The sequence below is a fragment of the Duganella vulcania genome (assembly GCF_009857655.1).
Taxonomy (GTDB): domain Bacteria; phylum Pseudomonadota; class Gammaproteobacteria; order Burkholderiales; family Burkholderiaceae_D; genus Rugamonas; species Rugamonas vulcania.
This window is the reverse complement of record NZ_WWCX01000010.1, coordinates 52,832-69,704: the sequence shown is the minus strand read 5'-3', so window position 1 is coordinate 69,704 and position 16,873 is coordinate 52,832. Positions and strand designations below refer to the sequence as shown.

The following is a 16,873-nucleotide window of genomic DNA, read 5'->3' as shown; positions in this document are numbered from 1 at the left end:
CTAGCGACTAGCGGTAGCGCGCCTCCATCAGGTCGATCTCGCGCACCAGCTTGCGCGAGATCTCGTCGGAGATATGGTCGTTGCGCGCCAGCGTGTAGATGGCCTGGCGTTCCGCCTCCAGCGCCGCCAGCCGCAGCTCCTTCTCGGCGTGGTCGGTCTTGCGCCAGGCGGCGCCGGCGTCCGGATCGACCTCCCGCAGCTTGTGCTCATAGAACGCGATGATGCGCGCCGCCGCCTGCGGATAGACTTCGGGGTCGACGCAGGACTCGGCCTCCATCAAGGCGATCTGCGTCTTCTCGGTGGCGGCGATGGCGGCGTTGGCCGCAGTGCGCCGCGCCAGGTCTTCCTCCTGCTGCTCTTCCGGCGAGGCCGGGAAGGTCATGCCGGCCAACAGGCGCGGCAGGCCAAGGCTGGCCGTCAGCAGCGAGATCAGGATCACCGAGCAGGCCAGGAAAATGGTCAGCGCGCGCGCCGGGAAGGGCGCGCCATTGGGCATGGCCAGCGGCAGCGTCAGCACGCCGGCCAGCGTGATGGCGCCGCGCGCGCCGGCCAGGGTGGTGGCCAGCAGCAGGCGCGGATTGATCTTCATGCGCGGCTGGTTGCGGATCTTCTGCTTGTAGATGGTCAGCCGCAGCGAGGCCCACACCCACAGCATGCGCAGCGCCAGCAGGCCGATGTTGATGGCCACCGCGTACACCGCCAGCCACCACGGATTCAAATGGCCGCTCTCCGCGATGGTGGCGCTGGCGTCGCGGAAGATGTCCGGCAACTGCTCGCCGAGCAGCACGAACATGATGCCGTTGAGCGCGAACTGCACCGTGTCCCACACGGCCGAGCGCTGGATGCGGGTATTGGCCAGCGTGTGGCCGCTGAGCTCCACATAGCTCATGCTGACCCCGGCCGCCACCGCCGCCAGGATGCCTGATGCGTGCAGGCGTTCCGCCACCAGGTAGGCGCCGAACGGCAGCAGCAGGCTGACCAGGATGGGCGAGCCGGTCGGCTCGCCGTAGTGGCGGCTCAGCCAGTACTGCAGCCGCGTCACCAGCAGCGTCACCGCGACGCCGGCGCCGATGCCGGCCGCCACCAGCCAGACGAAGGTGAGGGCGGCGGTGCTGACCGAGAAGGCCCCGGTCAGCGCGGCGGCCACGGCGAAGCGGAAGCACACCAGGCCGGAGGCGTCGTTCAGCAGCGATTCGCCTTCAAGGATGTGCATCAGCCGCTTGGGGATGGGCGTGGTGGCGGCGATCGAGCCGACCGCGATCGGATCGGTCGGGGAGATGATGGCGGCCAGCGCGAACGCCACCGGCAGCGGCATGGCGGGGATCAGCCAGTGGATCAGGAAGCCGGCGCCGATGACGGTGAACACCACCAGGCCCAGCGCCAGTTCGAGGATGGTGCCCTTGTCGCGCAGCAGGCCGCTCTTGGGGATGCGCCAGCCGTCCAGGAACAGCAGCGGCGGCAGGAACACCAGGAAGAACAGGTCCGGCTCCAGGTCGACGCCGCGCGTGGACTTGGCGGCGATCAGCGCGCCGAGCGCGATCTGCACCAGCGGCAGCGGCACGGCGCGCGGCAGAAAACGGCTGAGATAGGCGCTGGCCACCACGGCCAGCAGCATCACCAGCACCACTTCGATTGAATCCATGTTCGATCCTTCAATATTGCAAAACGTCAGCAAGCTTACACCATGCAAGGCGGCGCAAAAAGTTGGGGCAGAGCACTAGTAAAACGGAAATCTTTCTGTCATAATTCTGTCTTCTGCGGGAGTAGCTCAGTTGGTAGAGCGCAACCTTGCCAAGGTTGAGGTCGAGAGTTCGAGACTCTTCTCCCGCTCCAGAATTCGGTAGCATATTAAAAGGAAGCCTCGAGCTTCCTTTTTTTACGTCCATACCGTTGTATCTCGTGCTGTAAAACAATATCTCTTCTTTCAAAGTGTGACGGGGGGCATTGGCTGACGTTATACTTGCTACGGAGCTACCACCGACGGAGACGAAATCTATGAAATCAGTTCAACAGGAAGTTGATGAGCGCAGTAACCTGACCAACTCCAATAAATTCGAACTGCTGCTGTTCCGCCTTGGCGCCGACGCCAACGGCGAACATTCCGAGTTGTTCGGTATTAACGTCTTCAAAATCCGCGAGATTGTCGCGATGCCGGAAGTGACTGCCGTGGCCGGATCCCCGCCACACATGCTGGGCGTCGTCAATCTGCGCGGACAAATCATCACGGTGCTGGATTTGCCAGGCATCGTCGGTGTGACCCCAAAAACCGGTCTGAACATCATGTTGGTCACCGAGTTCGCCCGCACCACGCAGGCGTTCGCGGTGGAGTCGGTCGATGAGATCGTGCGCCTGGACTGGAGCCAGGTGCTGACCGCCGAAGGCACCGCCGGCGGCAAGGTCACCAGTATCGCGCGCGTCGACGGCGATGTGCAGAATACCCGCCTGGCGCAGGTGCTGGACGTGGAAACCATCCTGCGCGAGCTGGTGCCGCCGGAAGGCAAGGACGTCGATCCGGAAACCATCGGCCCGAAAGTCATGCTCAAGCCGGGCGCCGTGATCCTGGCGGCGGACGACTCCGTGGTCGCGCGCAACCTGATCGAGAAGGGCCTGGAAGCGATGGGCGCCCACTTCATCATGACCAAGTCCGGCAAGGAAGCCTGGGACCGCCTGCAGCACATCGCCGACGGCGCCAAGGCCGAAGGCGTGCCGGTCAGCGACCGCGTCGCGCTGGTGCTGACCGACCTGGAAATGCCGGAGATGGACGGCTTCACGCTGACCCGCCTGGTCAAGCAGGACGCCCGCTTCGCCAAGATTCCGGTCGTGATCCACTCCTCGTTGTCGGGCAAGACCAACGAGGATCACGTCAAGGGCGTGGGCGCGGATGCCTACGTGGCCAAGTTCTCGGCCGAGGACCTGGCGGACACGCTGCGCACCGTGTTGAACAAAGCGGCGACGTAAGCACGCTGCTGCAAACAAGGGTAGTATCGAAGGGCCGTGACGGCGACGTCGCGGCCCTTTTTTGCATTCCATTTCTCGAAAGGAAATACCGTGGCAGCTAAGAAAATTCTGTTTCTGACCGGCGACTTTGCGGAGGATTACGAGACCATGGTGCCGTTCCAGGCGCTGCAGATGGTGGGCCACACGGTGCACGCGGTGTGCCCCGACAAGCGGGCGGGCGAGACCGTCAAGACCGCCATCCACGATTTCGAGGGCGACCAGACCTACACGGAAAAGCCGGGCCATCTGTTCGCGCTGAACGCCAACTTCGACGACGTCGACGTGGGCAAGTATGACGCGCTGATGATCGCCGGCGGCCGCGCGCCGGAATACCTGCGGCTCAACCCGCGCGTGATCGAGATCGTGCAGCAGTTCGCGGCCGCGTCCAAGCCGATCGCCGCCGTGTGCCATGGCGCGCAGCTGCTGGCGGCCGCCGACGTTATTCGCGGCAAGACCATCTCGGCCTATCCGGCATGCTCGCCCGAGGTCAAGCTGGCCGGCGGCAACTACGCCGACATCCCGGTCGACCAGGCCGTCACCGATGGCAACTTCGTCACCGCGCCGGCCTGGCCCGCGCACCCGGCGTGGCTGGGCCAGTTCCTGCAGCGGCTGGGCACGGAAATCAAGCTCTAGATCAAGTTGGGGCCGCACCCAGGCAGCGGGCGTGGAAGCGGATGTGGTCTTCCATGAAGGTGGCGATGAAGTAGTAGCCGTGGTCGTATCCGTCGTGCCGCCGCAGTTCCAGCGGCTGCGCGGCGGTGCGGCAGGCCGCCTCGAATACTTCCGGATACAGCTGCTCTTTCAGGAACTTGTCGCCCAGTCCCTGGTCGATCAGGATGCCGGACGGGAAGGGCGTTTGCAGGCGCGCCATCAGCAGGCTGGCGTCGTGCTGCTCCCATGCCGCGGTGTCGTCGCCCAGGTAGCCGCTGAAGGCTTTCTTCCCCCACGGGCACATCGACGGCGCCGCGATTGGCGCGAACGCGGATACGGAGCGGAACACGTCCGGCCGCTTCAAGGCCATCGTCAACGCGCCATGGCCGCCCATCGAGTGGCCGAAGATGCCGATGCGTTCGCCGTCCACCGGCAGCTCGCGCACCAGCAGTTCGCGCAGCTCGTGGATGTAGCTGTACATGCGGTAGTGCGTGGACCACGGCGCTTGCGTCGCGTCCACATAGAAGCCGGCGCCGACGCCGAAATCCCAGCTGTCCGATTCGCCGTCGATGCCGGCGCCGCGCGGGCTGGTATCCGGCGCGATCAGCATCAGGCCGGCCGCCGCCGCGGCGCGCTGGGCGCCGGCCTTGATCATGAAAGTCTCTTCATTACAAGTCAGTCCCGCCAGGTAGAACAACGCCGGTACTGGGCCTCGCGCAGCCTGGGGCGGAACGAAAACGGAGAAGCGCATCGGCAGGCCGATCTCGCGAGATGCGTGCCGGTAGAAGCGCTGTACGCCGCCGAAGCAGGCATGTTCACTGATTAGTTCAAGCATGTTGTTCCTTTATGTTCCTTAGCGCACAGTGAGCACGCCCGTTGTCGTCCAGAATTGTACAAGTATCTTAAAGAAGGAGAAATACATGCCGGATATTCAGGTCGTCATGACCGAACTAGGCTGGCCCCTGGCGATTGCCTTGGCTTGGCTGGCGGGAGAATTCATCCATCGCTGGACACGCCTGCCGCGCATCAGCGTCTACGGCGTGGTGGGCTTCCTGATGGTGCAGATCTTTCCCGCCGCGTTGAGCAGCGGCGCTTCCAGTACCGTGACCCTGTTGGCCAATCTGGCTTTCGGACTGATACTGTTTGAATTCGGTTATCGCATCAACCTGCATTGGCTGCGCATCAATCCGTGGATCGCGGTCAGCGGGCTGGTGGAATCGGCCGCCACGTTCGGCATTGTCTATCTGATCTCGCACCTGACCGGCATGCCGCCGCTGACTTCGCTGCTGCTGGCGTCGCTGGCCATGTCCACGTCGCCCGCCGGCGTGCTGCGCGTGATCAACGAGGAGGACAGCTCGGGGCAGGTGACCGAGCGCGTGCTGCACCTGGTCGCAATCAACTGCGTGCTGGCGGTGTTCGTGTTCAAGGTGGTGGTCGGCTTCTGGGTGTTCCAGACGTCGGGCAGCCTGACGCAGGCCATTTCGCACAGCCTGATCGAACTGCTGATATCGGCCGTGATGGGCGCGGTGATGGGCTTCCTGGTGCCGGCCGTGCTGCGCCGCCTGGGCGCGATGGCGCAGGACGGCACGATTGCCTTCGCGCTTGGCGTAATCCTGCTGGTGGCGATGGCGCACGCGTTCGACGTCTCGCCGGTGCTGGCCACGTTGACCTTCGGCCTGGCCGCGCGCCACAGCCGCGTGGCCTTCAGCCGCACCGAGCGCAACTTCGGTGGCATCGGCGAGCTGCTGACGGTGCTGCTGTTTGTGTTCGCCGTGTCCACGCTGGAGTGGGAGCGCGTGGTCGAAGGCGCGGGGCTGGGCGTGGTGCTGCTGCTGGCGCGCTTCATTGTGAAGGCGGCGGCGGTGGCGGCGTTCGCGCACGTTGGTGGCATCTCGTGGCGCAAGGGTTTGCTGACCGGTATCGCGTTGTCGCCGATGTCGGTGTTCGTTACGCTGCTGCTGGAGCAGACTAAATACATGGGCATCGTGCTGGTCGACGAGCTGGCCGCGCTGGCGGCGATGACGCTGCTGCTGGAAGTGGTCGGCCCTGTCGTCACGCAGCGCGCCCTGATCTGGGCCAACGAAACCCCGGCTAAAGAGGAGCATTGACATGCCATTGGAACCCTTCAAATCATCGCAGCCGCTCACCATGGGCGTGGAGCTGGAGCTGCAACTGGTCAGCCTGTCGGACTTCGACCTGACCGCGTCCAGCCCGGACCTGCTGCACCTGTTGAGCCGCAAGCCGTTTCCCGGCAACGTCACGCCGGAGATCACCGAGAGCATGATCGAGATTAACAGCGACGTGCACACGCATCACAGCGAGCTGGTGTCGCAGCTGCAGGTGATCCGCGACACGCTGGTGCAGGCGGGCGAGCAGCTCAACATCGGCATCTGCGGCGGGGGCACGCATCCGTTCCAGAAGTGGTCGGACCGGCGCATCTTCGCCAAGCCGCGCTTCAAGGAAGTGTCGGAGCTGTACGGCTATCTGGCTAAACAGTTTACGATTTTCGGCCAGCACGTGCACATCGGCTGCGCCTCGGGCGACGACGCGCTGTTCCTGCTGCATTCGCTGAGCCGCTACGTGCCGCACTTCATCGCGCTGTCGTCCTCGTCGCCGTATGTGCAGGGGAATGACACGCTGTTCAATTCCGCGCGGCTGAACTCCGTGTTCGCGTTTCCGATGAGCGGCCGGGCGCCGTTCATGCAGCACTGGTCCACCTTCGAGCACGAGTATTTCGCCAAGATGGAGCACACCGGCGTGATCAAGAGCATGAAGGACTTCTACTGGGATATCCGGCCCAAGCCGGAATACGGCACCATCGAGCTGCGCGTGTGCGACACGCCGCTGACGGTGGAGCGGGCGGCGGCGCTGGCCTGCTATCTGCAGGCGCTGTGCCGCTATCTGCTGGAGCGGCGCGAGGCGCCGCCGGCGGAGGACGATTACCTGGTCTACAACTATAACCGTTTCCAGGCTTGCCGCTTCGGGCTGGATGGCACGCTGGTGCATCCGAAGACGTACGAGAGCCTGTCGCTGCGCGAGGATATCCTGACCACGCTGCGCAAGATGGAACCGCACGGCGCCGCGCTGGGCGGCACGGCGGGCCTGCAGCATCTGATGCAGGTCACGCACGAGGGCAGCGACGCCCACTACCTGCGTCAGCAGTTTGAGCGCAGCGGCAGCGCCGAAGGCATGGTCGATGCGGCGATCCAGCGGTTCCGGGGGCGCGAGTAGGTTGTCAATAGCAGGATCAATTTTCTGCACACCCGTAGCAGCGTAATCATCGCCGCCTTCGACTATATCGTGGTCGGCAACGTCAACGCGCAGGGGCTCGCCAGTGGCGTGCCGTGCGGACCTATCTCAATCGTGCACGCTATGCCGCGCATGAATGTCGGCGTAAAGTGGTGGATGATATTGAGGAGTTCACCATGAATGGCGATAACCAGCCCCAGCAAGAACAACATCGCGTCGTCGAGCGCATTGCACGCGTCGAGACCGCGATTGACTATCAGGACAAGGCGCAGTCGCTGATACATGAAGCGATGCAACGCGGCTTCGCCCGCATCGACCAGCAATTTGATCGGCTTCAGGACGAACTGGTTCGTATGAACGGACAGATCACACAAGCGCGCACGACGGATTTCCGCATCCTGCTTGGTATTTGCATGACGACGGCTTTCGGTACGATCGGCCTTATCGTCAAAGTCTTTAGCGCGCTCTAGCCGGGATGGCAATGGCGGCTTGGTGTTCGATGTGGACGGGCGTGTCCTAAAACCGCGTCTCGCGCGCCACGCGCAGGAAGTTGTCCAGGATGGCGGTGCAGTCGAGCAGTTCGACGCCGCCGGCCTGGTGGAATTCCGGGTGCCATTGCAGGCCCATCACGAACGGCGCCTTGCGGTAGCGGATCGCCTCGACCATCTTGTCCGGCACCGACAGCGCCTCCACCGCCATATCGCGCCCCAGCGTCTTGACGGCCTGGTGGTGGATGGAGTTCACCAGCCCAACACCCTTGCCCTTGAATAGCTTGGCCAGCGACGAGCCGGCCGGGAAGCTCACCTCGTGCCGGTTGCGGTCGTACTCGTCGTTGACGTGGGCCAGCGAATCGGGCACGTCGGAGGCGATGTCCTGGTACAGCGTGCCGCCGAAGGCCACGTTGATCAGCTGGCAGCCACGGCAGATGCCCAGCACCGGCTTGCCCGCTTCGACGAATTCATGCAGCAGTTCCAGCTCGTACATGTCGCGCGCGCGGTCGCCGCTCCATTCGGGCCGGGTCGGCGTTTCCGAATAACTTTGCGGCGAGACGTCGGCGCCGCCCTGCAGCACCAGGCCGTCCAGATGCTTGGCGTAGTCGCGCAGGCGGATGTTGGATGGGTGCAGCAGGCCGTCGGTGTTGACGGTCGGGATCATGAACACCAGCACGTCGCGCGACATCACCCATTGCGCGATGGACTCCTCCAGATATTGCAGATTCTTGCTGCGCAGGCCGGTGGCGCCGGGCTCGGGATGGAAGATGCGGGCCGACACGCCGATGTGCAGCGGCCGCTGGATGATGTGGCGCGTGGCGGCCGCAGCGAAGCGCCGGTAGCGCGCCATGATCACGCGGCCCCACAGGCTGAAGACGGTGTCGCCGGGGTCCAGATAGCTGGGCGTGCCGGTGTCCGGCCGCGCGCGCCGGTCGCGGTCGCCGCTGCGCCGGTGCTGCGGTTGCTGTGCCTGATCCTTGTTGTCCGCTTCCCCGCTCATGCCTTGCCTCGTCCGCTATCTACAGGATTCCAGTGTGCCACATGCCGATGCCATCAGTCGCCCGCTACGTCGCTTGAAAAAACTGAAACGAGCAATTGACAATCTCGCGTTAAAACCTGAGGTACCAATTCGACAGCGATGTCCTACACGCGCACAGCGGGATAGCTTATATGCTGCCTGTTGAACTGGCCTTACGATGAATCCTCCTTGACACATCGGCGGTGACAGCACTGATGAGCTGGGTTTTTTTATTACATCAACCGGAGGCTATATCATGGCAAACTCGAATCAAGGCAACCAAGGTAATCAAGGCAATCAAGGCAATCAAGGCAGCCACGGCAATCAAGGCAGCCAAGGCAATCAGGGCAGCAAGGGACAGAGCCAGCAGAGCGATACCAGCAATCGTGGTTTCGCTTCGATGGATCCCGATAAGCAGCGCGAAATCGCGGCCGAAGGCGGTCGTGCAGCACATGCATCGGGCAATGCGCATGAGTTCACGTCCGAAGAGGCACGCCAGGCTGGTAGCCAGAGCCACAAGAACGATGGCAATCAGCAGAGCGGTTCGTCCAACGCCAATTCGCGCAGCGGCGGCCAAGGCAACCAAGGCAGCTCGGGCAGCTCGGGCAGTTCTGGTTCCTCTGGCGGCACCCGCGGTGGCACGCCTGAGCAACATGCTGAAGCTGGCCGTCAAAGCCACAAGAATGACCGTTAATCTGGTTTAAGCTTCAATCATGGCGGCCTCGGGCCGCCATTTTTTTTCCGCGCCGCCGACTAGTGGCTCTGCGTCAGTTCGCGCAGCAGCGCGTCGGCGAAGGCCGTCACCAGCGGTTCGGCTTCGCGCCGGCTGGCCAGGCCGACCTTGGTGAACAGGGTGCCGCGCGACAGCGGAATGAAGCGTACGCCGGCCGGCGCCATCAGCTGCATGCATTCAGGCACGATGGCGATGCCGAGGTTGGCCTCAATCAGGCTCAGCTGCGACGACTTGCGCGACAGTACCCGCGCCGGCCTGGGAAAGAAGCCCTGGTCCAGGCACAGGTTGGCCACCAGGTAGCTCAGGCCGCCACGGTCCTTGTGCGGGATCGAGATGAAGGGTTCCTGGCTCAGGCTGGACAGTTCGATATTGTCCAGCGCCGCCAGCGGCGAGTGCCGCGACACCGCCACCACCAGCCGCTCCGTGATCAGCTCGCGCGCCTGGATGTGCGGGAACTTGCGCAGCGTGGGCATGCGGATCAGGCCGATGTCGGCGCGGCCTTCCTCGATGTCCATCGTCTGGTCTTCCGATGGCGCCATCGAGATGTCCAGCGTCACGCCGGGGAATTGTTCCAGCAGGCGGCCCAGGGCGCCGGTCAGCGCGGGCGTCAGGATCACCGAGCTGGAATGCTGCAGGCGGATCAGACCCTGCGCGCCTTGGCCCACCTGGCGCGCCTGCACCACCGTGCGGTCAATGTCGTCGAGGATGCGCTTGCTGCGTTCGAAGAACAGCTGGCCGGCCGGCGTCAGCTGGATATGGCGCGAGTCGCGCGTGAGCAGCTGGGTTTGCAGCTCGTCCTCCAGCTCCTTGACCTGCCGGCTCAGCGCAGACTGCGCGACGTACAGCTTCTCCGCCGCGCGCGAGTAGCTGCCGGCCTCCACGATCTCTACAAAATATTTAAACTGTTTAAGTGAAATCACCGCTATGCCGTTTCGAGATAGTTGACCGCCGAATTTGATATTGGATTGCTCAGCGCGGCGCCGTTAAAGTGAAGCGTCTTTCTTTGATTACGGGAACCGCCATGTTGGAACTCATCGGAATTATCGGCGTGGTCGTCAGTATTGCAGTAAAAGTAATATGCGTCCAGATCGGCTGCGCGAGCAGCGTCGACGATAAAGAGGATTAATGCCCCTATAATCGGGCATGATTAAAAAATACCTGCTCCTCGCTGGCAAGCTGTTCGCTTCCTTGTTGATGTTGTGCGTGTCGCTGTGGGGCGGCGGCGCGCTGTGGTTCCAGGCCGCGCCTTTCCTGGCGGTGGCCTGGGGCGTGGCCAGTTCGGCCTCGCTGGTGTGGTGGTGGCGCGGCAGTGCGCGCGTGCTGCTGCCCTGGCTGATCGCGGTGGCGCTGATGATGGGTTGGTGGAGCACCATCAAACCTAGCCACGACCGCGTGTGGGCCGACGACGTGGCGCGCATGGTCACCGGCCGCGTGCAGGGCAGTGTGGTCACGCTGGACCAGGTGCGCAACTTTGAATGGCGCAGCGATGCCGATTACACGCAGCGCTGGGAGCAGCGGCAGTATGACCTGAACCAGTTGCGGTCGGTCGATGTGGCGTTGTCGTATTGGATGGGGCCTGCCATCGCGCACACGCTGGTGTCGTTCGGCTTTGCGGACGGCCGCTACCTGACGTTCTCCATCGAGATCCGCAAGGAGCGCGGCGAGAGTTTCGACGCCATCGCCGGCTTTTTCAAGCGCTTCGAGACGGTGCTGATCGCCGCCGACGAGCGCGACATCCTGCGCGTGCGCACCAATGTGCGCGATGAGGATATGTATCTGTACCGGCTGAAGATGCCGCCGGAAGTCATGCGCTCGCTGTTCTTGTCCTATCTGGATGAAGGGGCCTTGCTCAAGCGTGAGCCGCGCTTCTACAACACGCTGACAGCCAATTGCACCACCATCATCTTTGAAATGGCGCGTCGCATCGATACCGGCCTGCCGGTGGATTGGCGGCTGCTGGCGTCGGGCTATCTGGACCGCTACCTGTACGACATCGGCGCGCTGGCCGGGCAGGGCGGCTTCGACTCGCTGCGGCAGCAAGCCCACATCACCGCCAAGGCGCGGGCGGCCGACAAGGCGATGGATTTTTCCGACCGCATCAGACTTCCCAGATAATCCCGGAAATATGGTCCTGGCTAGCGTGATAATGTGCGCCTTTTTTAACTTGCTGAGGTGCTACTATCTGGGCCTTTGGATGAGCTCGGCCGATAACTGAGATGGAAGGAATTGAATTTGGGATTGTCTACAGCAGGGTTGGCATTTAGGCCTAACGCGTCAACGCTGGACGAACAGGCGCTGGTGCGGATGGCCGTTGGAAGTTCTCTCGATCCGGCAGCAGCGGAGCAGGTGCATGACATCCGCGTACCGGGGAATGTGGCGATCGAATCAAGGAACGGAGCAACCTTCATTTACAACGGCGAGATTGCGGCAAAAATTCTCTTCGAACGGCGATCGCTGGAGCCTGCGGTATTTGCGGCACTGGGTGCACCAGAACTGGTTGTGGTGTTCTGCCATTATGATTCGGGTGGCTCGTTCGGCTATGCCATCATTAAAGACGGCATCACGGTTCGATCACGAATGCATACCCAGGAAAAGACGGTGGATGAAGGAACGCCCAATGCGTTCGAGATGCCGTGGCTGACGGCGGAGCCGTTCATCGAGGAAGAAGGCGAGCCCCCTGCTTACCGGAATCTGGAAACTGGCGACGTGACATCTGAGCCTTACGTCACGGCGCATCTGCTGGTTCAGGTGATGGATGCTTTCTTTGGTGTCGTTCCTTGGGATGAGTGGGACTACAGGACCAGGTTCAATTGCTACAGCAGACAACCGGCCGCGAAAATGCCCGCGCCACCAGTCGCGAAAGCGTGGTGGAAGTTCTGGTGATGGAGGCCCGGAGGCTGCCGTTTTTGCATAAACACTTAGGATGAATCGAATCTACAGCTATGGGTTACGATCTACACATTACAAAGGCTACCGAGTCGTCGCGGGGTTCGCAAAAACCGATTTCTGAACTGGAATGGAAGAATGCCGTTGCTGCTGATGGACTACTGGAAATGGATACAACTGCCACGGCGATTAATCCTCGAACACATGAGATTATCCAAGTCAGTAATCCATTGATGGCGTCTTGGACCGATCCAGAGACGAATGAAAAACATTACTTCTCCTACCGTCGTGGTGAAATTTCCGTTAGAAATCCAAGTGAGAACGCGATCAAGAAAATGAAGGAACTCGCGTCACGGTTCGGGGCTCAGGTTCTTGGCGATGAAGGCGAGATCTATTAATGACGGTCGCCTGAATTCAGAGGCCGTGTTGCGTACGGATTTAAAGCTGGCCCCAGTAGAAGAACGCCTTCGTTCTAAGCTGCTGGCTGAGTGCGTTATCATTATTCGCCTTATGACCACGGGACGGGCTGACCTCGGCCAGAAGTAGCTAGCCAAAACGAAAGTACATGGATGCATGCTGAGCCTTGAAGATGAAAAGTGGAAGGAGCTCTGCGGTGGTTATAGAGTTCCATATGATGTTTCGGTGGCCTTGCGGTCGATGCAAGCCGGAATCGATGTATGGGATGAGCTATGGGAAGAGCTCCACCATCAAGGTGACGTCGATACGGCTTCTTATGCGGCCGTTCCTCAACTGGTGCTCACTGCGAGCAATGGGGCAGAACGCGGTTGGAATTTTTACGGACTGCTGGCAACTATTGAGGTGGCGCGCCATCGCAAAGGTAATCCCGAAGTACCCGCTTGGTTGAAAGCAGATTACGACAGCGCTTGGGTGCGGGTCTTCGCCTTAGCGTTGGCCGACATGAAAGCAAAAAACGACAGCCCAACTACGGCAGCAATTCTCGGTGTACTCGCTCTCGCAAAGGGCGAGCTCAAACTCGGTGCCGCACTTGCCGGGCTGGATGAATCCGAGCTAGATGAATGGCTGGAAGAACGGATGGCTTGGTCCGAGCTCTATGAATAGGCCGTAATTAAAATCAGACTTCACTCACCGCGACGCTTTTGCTCCCCGCGCATCAGCAGCTCAATAATTTCCCCATCAAACATACGGTTGAGGCTTGCACAGAATAGGCTCTGAGCCTCTGCTGGCGGGTATTTGCGGTAGATTTTTGTAGCTTTGGCTAAAAAGGTAGCCGGGATATCATTGCCTGTAATTTCTGTCCGCGCACTCTCGAACTGCGGTTTCGCTGAAAGGTCGACCGAAGCTTGCAGGTAATCGAGATACATCAGCGCGTTACTGCGAAAGGCCGCAAATTTCTCGGCGCTGACACGATATTCCTCTGGACAAAGAGAATTTGTCGCTACCGGCATGAAGAAGCTACGTCGGATGTCTTCGATTTGTTTAATGCCGGACTGCTCATCCTTTGTCGCGGCACTTGCGGAGAACCCCACAGATAATGCACTGGCGATAAGGAAAGTCTTGAATTTCATATTGGGAAGTAAATGGTGACTTACTATCAGATGGTAACCTAATTTCTGATTTACTACACTTCAACGTGCGAAGTAGAGGTCGTGCAGGTGCTGCAGCTGGACTTCGGATGCCGGCTGGGACAGGGCCACGCGTCCGCTTTGCATCAGGTAGACGTGATCGGCCACGCCCACCGCACGCTCGGTATTCTGCTCGACCAGTATGATGGTGCGGCCGCCGGCCTTGAGCCGTTCCAGTATCTCGAACAATTCGTTGACGACCAGCGGCGCCAGGCCCAGTGAGGGTTCGTCGATCAGCAGCAGCTTGGGATCGGACATCAGGCCGCGCGCCATCGCCAGCATTTGCGCTTCGCCGCCGGACATCGATCCGGCCATCTGCGTGCGCCGTTCGCGCAGGCGCGGGAACATCTCGTAAGCCTCTTCTAGCCTTTGCTTCACATGCGCCCGATGCGATTTGTGGAAGGCGCCCATGATCAGGTTCTCCTCCACGCTCATGTCGCGGAAGACCATGCGGCCTTCGGGGATCATGGCGACGCTGCGGTCCGCCATATCCCACGTCGGCGTGCCGTTCAGGCGCGCGCCGTCCAGCCGTATCTCGCCGCCGCCCACCGGCACCAACCCCATGATCGCACGCAGAAGCGTGGTCTTGCCGGCGCCATTGGGGCCGATGATGGTGGTGAGCTTACCGGCCGCCACCTGCATCGACACGTCCCACAACACGTTGATCGCGCCATAGCCCGCGCGTACCTGGTCCAGTTCAAGCATGCGCCGCTCCTGTGTAGCTGCGGATTACCTCGGGATCGTTGAACACCGCCTCCGGCGTGCCGTCCGCGATCAACTGTCCGAAGTTGAGCACCACCACCCGCTGGCACAGCGCGTGGATGGTTTCGATATCGTGCTCGATGATGATGATGCCGACGCCGAAGCGCGCGTGCATCTCCTTCAGCATGCCCATGAAGCGCCGCTTGCCGTTGGTCTCCAGCCCGGCCAGCACTTCGTCCAGCAGCAGCAGCTTGGGTGTGGTCGCCAGCGCCTTCGCCACTTCCAGCGCTTTGAGTTCGGTCAGCGCGAGTTCGGTGGCGGCGTTGCGGTTCGCCTTGTCGGCCAGGCTGGTGAAGTCCAGGATCTCGTCGATCTTGCCTTCGTCGACGTGGCCGGCGCCGAAGCGCTGGGCGACGACCAGGTTTTCGCGCACCGTCAGTTCGTGCATGGGCTGCGGTATCTGGAAGGTGCGGCCTATGCCCAGCCGCGCGCGCCGGTAGATGGGCGTGCGGAGCACGTCATGGCGGTCGAAGCGTATGGTGCCGCCGGTCGGCCGCACCAGGCCGGAGATGGCGTTGAACAGCGTGGTCTTGCCGGCGCCGTTGGGGCCAACCAGGCCGACCACGTCGTGCGTGCCGACCGTCAGCGTGACGGCGTTGACCGCCGTCAGGCCGCCGAAGCGGACCGAGAGATTGTTCAGCTCAAGCATGGTCTTTCCTCCGCAGCAGAGCAAGCAGGCCGGTGGGACTGAAGATGATCATCGCCACCAGCAGCCCGCCCAGCACCAGCTGATGCCCGGTGGGGATCAGCGTTTTGAACACCAGTTGGTCCAGCAGGTACACCACCAATGCGCCGACCACCGGCCCGGCGATGGTGCGGTAGCCGCCGAAGATGGCGGCGACGATGGGTACCGTCACCCACACGCTGTTGAATGCGTAATCCGGTTCGAGGAAGTTGATGTAGTGGGCGTTGAAGGCGCCGGCCACGCCGGCCATGAAGGCGGACACCATCAACATCAGGCCCTTGAGCAGCGTGCTGTTGACGCCCACCACGCGGGTGGCGTCCTCGCTGTCGTGCATGGCGCGCAGGGCGATGCCGTAGTGGCTGGCGCGGATGGCGCGGTAGGCCAGCGCAAACAGCAGCACGATGGTCAGTATCGTCAGGTAGGCGCCGGTCTTGCCGCTCATGTCATAGCCTAGGATCGTCGGTAGCACCGGGATGTTGGCGATGCCGCCGGAGCCGCCGGTGACCGAGCTCCATTCGGTGGCGAGGATGCGGAAGATGTGGGCATACGCCAGGATGGCCAGCGCGAAGTAGGGGCCGCGCAGCCGCAGCACCGGCAGCATCACGATGGATGCCAGCAGTGCGCCGGCGCCGCCCAGCGCGATGCCCGCCAGTACGGGCACGCCCAGTTTGGCGGTGACGATGGCCGATACATACGCGCCCACGCCGAAGAAGGCGCTGTGGCCGAAGCTGACCATGCCGCCCATGTTCCCCAGCAGCGCCCAGGACAGGGCGACGCAGCCGATCACCATGGCCGCGACGATCAGGCTCATGACGTAGTTGTCGGCGCCGAGCAGCATGGGCACGGCGACGTAGGCCGCGGCCAGGGCGGCGATCCACCAGAGGCGGACCATGCCCGCGCCGGTGTTTGCGGCGGGGCGGCTCATCCGCGCCTCCGGGCCGCGCCCATCAGGCCATTGGGCATCACGAACAGCACCAGCAGGAACAGGGTCATGCCGGCCAGCTCCTGCAGGGCCGAACTGGCCAGCGTGACGGTGAGCGCCTCGGCCACGCCGAGCAGCACGGCGCCCAGCAGCACGCCGGGGATCGAGCCTATGCCCGCCAGCACGGTGATGATGAAGGCCTTGACCGTCAGCGCGCCGCCATACGCGGGCTGGATCACGCCGTAGCTGTACAGCGCCACGCCCGCGAACCCTGCCAGCATGCCGGCCACGATGAACGACACCAGCTCCGTGCGTCCGGGCGAGATGCCCATCAACTTGGCCGCGTCGCGATTGCTGGAGACGGCCCGCAGCGCGCGTCCATACCAGCTGCGCGACAGCCACCACCACAAGCCGCCCATCAGCAGCAGGCTGGCGATGAAGAAGATCAACTCACTGCGCATGCTGTACAGGGGACCGACCACAAAGGCCTCCTGCAACCAGCTGGAACTGGTCGAGCGCACGTCGGCCTTCCAGATCAGCAGTATCAGGTTGGTCAGGATCACGCCGATGCCGAAGGTGAGTATCAGCGAATTGATCTCGCGGTCCTTCCTGATGCGGCTGACGATCCAGTACACGCCGGCCGACGTGGCGCTGACCACGGCCAGCGCGATCGGTATCGCCCACGCCGGATTGAGGCCCAGCCCCGATTCCACCGAGTAGGCGATATAGGCCGCCAGCAGAACCAGCTCGCCGTGGGCGAGGTTAATCACCCGCATGGTGCCGAACACCAGAGCCAGTCCCAGCGCGATCAGCGCGTAGGAGCCGCCTTGCAGCAGGCCCGAATACAGCGCCTGGAGTATCAGTTCCGTCACGGC

19 protein-coding genes and 1 tRNA gene are annotated in these 16,873 nt (G+C 62.3%); 11 read left to right on the top strand and 9 right to left on the bottom strand.

Features of this window, described 5'->3' with window-relative positions; genetic code table 11:
• Positions 1 to 7 precede the first annotated feature (7 nt).
• Positions 8 to 1,642 (bottom strand): Na+/H+ antiporter, encoded by a 1,635-nt coding sequence (locus tag GTP90_RS09400; RefSeq protein ID WP_161083255.1) that lies wholly within the window; start codon positions 1,640 to 1,642, stop codon positions 8 to 10.
• Positions 1,643 to 1,757: 115 nt separating this feature from the next.
• On the opposite strand from GTP90_RS09400, the gene GTP90_RS09395 reads away from it, so the two are divergent.
• From GTP90_RS09395 to GTP90_RS09385, 3 genes are all read left to right on the top strand, one after another.
• A tRNA-Gly gene (locus GTP90_RS09395) sits at positions 1,758 to 1,833 on the top strand.
• A 162-nt stretch (positions 1,834 to 1,995) separates the two neighbouring features.
• Complete coding sequence (locus tag GTP90_RS09390) at positions 1,996 to 2,958, top strand: chemotaxis protein (protein ID WP_161083254.1); 963 nt, start codon at positions 1,996 to 1,998, stop codon at positions 2,956 to 2,958.
• A gap of 90 nt (positions 2,959 to 3,048) precedes the next feature.
• Entirely contained in the window at positions 3,049 to 3,630 is a 582-nt protein-coding gene (locus GTP90_RS09385) for a DJ-1/PfpI family protein (RefSeq protein ID WP_161083253.1), read from the top strand.
• 1 nt (position 3,631) lies between these two features.
• Here GTP90_RS09385 and fghA read toward each other — a convergent pair whose 3' ends face one another.
• Positions 3,632 to 4,483: an S-formylglutathione hydrolase gene (fghA, locus tag GTP90_RS09380; protein WP_161083252.1), complete on the bottom strand. Its 852-nt coding sequence runs from the start codon at positions 4,481 to 4,483 to the stop codon at positions 3,632 to 3,634.
• Between the two features lie 85 nt (positions 4,484 to 4,568).
• Between fghA and GTP90_RS09375 the strand changes: the two genes are divergently transcribed.
• The 3 genes from GTP90_RS09375 (at position 4,569) to GTP90_RS09365 (ending at position 7,367) form a co-directional block, all read left to right on the top strand.
• Positions 4,569 to 5,756 (top strand): cation:proton antiporter, encoded by a 1,188-nt coding sequence (locus GTP90_RS09375; RefSeq protein WP_161083251.1) that lies wholly within the window; start codon positions 4,569 to 4,571, stop codon positions 5,754 to 5,756.
• A 1-nt stretch (position 5,757) separates the two neighbouring features.
• The gene (locus GTP90_RS09370) at positions 5,758 to 6,879 is read left to right on the top strand and encodes a YbdK family carboxylate-amine ligase (RefSeq protein WP_161083250.1); all 1,122 of its coding nucleotides are present in this window, start codon (positions 5,758 to 5,760) and stop codon (positions 6,877 to 6,879) included.
• 113 nt (positions 6,880 to 6,992) lie between these two features.
• The gene (locus GTP90_RS09365; protein ID WP_161083249.1) at positions 6,993 to 7,367 is read left to right on the top strand and encodes a hypothetical protein; all 375 of its coding nucleotides are present in this window, start codon (positions 6,993 to 6,995) and stop codon (positions 7,365 to 7,367) included.
• Positions 7,368 to 7,413: 46 nt separating this feature from the next.
• Here GTP90_RS09365 and GTP90_RS09360 read toward each other — a convergent pair whose 3' ends face one another.
• Positions 7,414 to 8,388: a gamma-glutamyl-gamma-aminobutyrate hydrolase family protein gene (locus GTP90_RS09360; RefSeq protein ID WP_161083248.1), complete on the bottom strand. Its 975-nt coding sequence runs from the start codon at positions 8,386 to 8,388 to the stop codon at positions 7,414 to 7,416.
• Between the two features lie 274 nt (positions 8,389 to 8,662).
• Here GTP90_RS09360 and GTP90_RS09355 point away from each other — a divergent pair, with 274 nt between their 5' ends.
• Entirely contained in the window at positions 8,663 to 9,100 is a 438-nt protein-coding gene (locus tag GTP90_RS09355) for a KGG domain-containing protein (protein WP_161083247.1), read from the top strand.
• 59 nt (positions 9,101 to 9,159) lie between these two features.
• Here the strand turns inward: GTP90_RS09355 and GTP90_RS36865 are convergent, their stop codons facing one another.
• A complete protein-coding gene (locus tag GTP90_RS36865) occupies positions 9,160 to 10,059 on the bottom strand; it encodes a LysR family transcriptional regulator (protein WP_161083246.1) in 900 nt (299 codons plus the stop codon).
• A gap of 223 nt (positions 10,060 to 10,282) precedes the next feature.
• Here GTP90_RS36865 and GTP90_RS09345 point away from each other — a divergent pair, with 223 nt between their 5' ends.
• The 4 genes from GTP90_RS09345 to GTP90_RS09330 all read left to right on the top strand — a co-directional run bounded on the left by GTP90_RS09345 (position 10,283) and on the right by GTP90_RS09330 (position 13,105).
• Positions 10,283 to 11,254 carry an Lnb N-terminal periplasmic domain-containing protein gene (locus GTP90_RS09345; RefSeq protein ID WP_161083245.1) on the top strand — a complete coding sequence of 324 codons (972 nt, stop codon included), beginning with the start codon at positions 10,283 to 10,285 and terminating at the stop codon, positions 11,252 to 11,254.
• 117 nt (positions 11,255 to 11,371) lie between these two features.
• Positions 11,372 to 12,022, top strand: a complete 651-nt coding sequence (locus GTP90_RS09340; RefSeq protein WP_161083244.1) for a hypothetical protein — start codon at positions 11,372 to 11,374, stop codon at positions 12,020 to 12,022.
• A gap of 59 nt (positions 12,023 to 12,081) precedes the next feature.
• On the top strand, positions 12,082 to 12,423 hold the full coding sequence (locus GTP90_RS09335; RefSeq protein ID WP_161083243.1) for a hypothetical protein: 342 nt from the start codon (positions 12,082 to 12,084) through the stop codon (positions 12,421 to 12,423).
• Positions 12,424 to 12,598: 175 nt separating this feature from the next.
• Positions 12,599 to 13,105, top strand: a complete 507-nt coding sequence (locus GTP90_RS09330; protein ID WP_161083242.1) for a hypothetical protein — start codon at positions 12,599 to 12,601, stop codon at positions 13,103 to 13,105.
• A 20-nt stretch (positions 13,106 to 13,125) separates the two neighbouring features.
• On the opposite strand, the gene GTP90_RS09325 is transcribed toward GTP90_RS09330, so the two are convergent.
• From GTP90_RS09325 to GTP90_RS09305, 5 genes are read right to left on the bottom strand one after another with little or no spacing between them, the layout of a single operon-like run.
• Positions 13,126 to 13,572, bottom strand: coding sequence for a hypothetical protein (locus GTP90_RS09325; RefSeq protein WP_161083241.1), 447 nt, complete (start codon positions 13,570 to 13,572; stop codon positions 13,126 to 13,128).
• 60 nt (positions 13,573 to 13,632) lie between these two features.
• A complete protein-coding gene (locus GTP90_RS09320; RefSeq protein ID WP_161083240.1) occupies positions 13,633 to 14,334 on the bottom strand; it encodes an ABC transporter ATP-binding protein in 702 nt (233 codons plus the stop codon).
• Positions 14,327 to 15,040 carry an ABC transporter ATP-binding protein gene (locus GTP90_RS09315; RefSeq protein WP_161083239.1) on the bottom strand — a complete coding sequence of 238 codons (714 nt, stop codon included), beginning with the start codon at positions 15,038 to 15,040 and terminating at the stop codon, positions 14,327 to 14,329. The genes GTP90_RS09320 and GTP90_RS09315 overlap by 8 nt, the downstream gene beginning before the upstream one ends.
• The gene (locus GTP90_RS09310; protein WP_371875039.1) at positions 15,033 to 16,001 is read right to left on the bottom strand and encodes a branched-chain amino acid ABC transporter permease; all 969 of its coding nucleotides are present in this window, start codon (positions 15,999 to 16,001) and stop codon (positions 15,033 to 15,035) included. Before GTP90_RS09310 ends, GTP90_RS09315 begins: the two co-directional genes overlap by 8 nt.
• Positions 15,998 to 16,870 (bottom strand): branched-chain amino acid ABC transporter permease, encoded by an 873-nt coding sequence (locus GTP90_RS09305; RefSeq protein WP_161083238.1) that lies wholly within the window; start codon positions 16,868 to 16,870, stop codon positions 15,998 to 16,000. Before GTP90_RS09305 ends, GTP90_RS09310 begins: the two co-directional genes overlap by 4 nt.
• Positions 16,871 to 16,873: the final 3 nt, after the last annotated feature.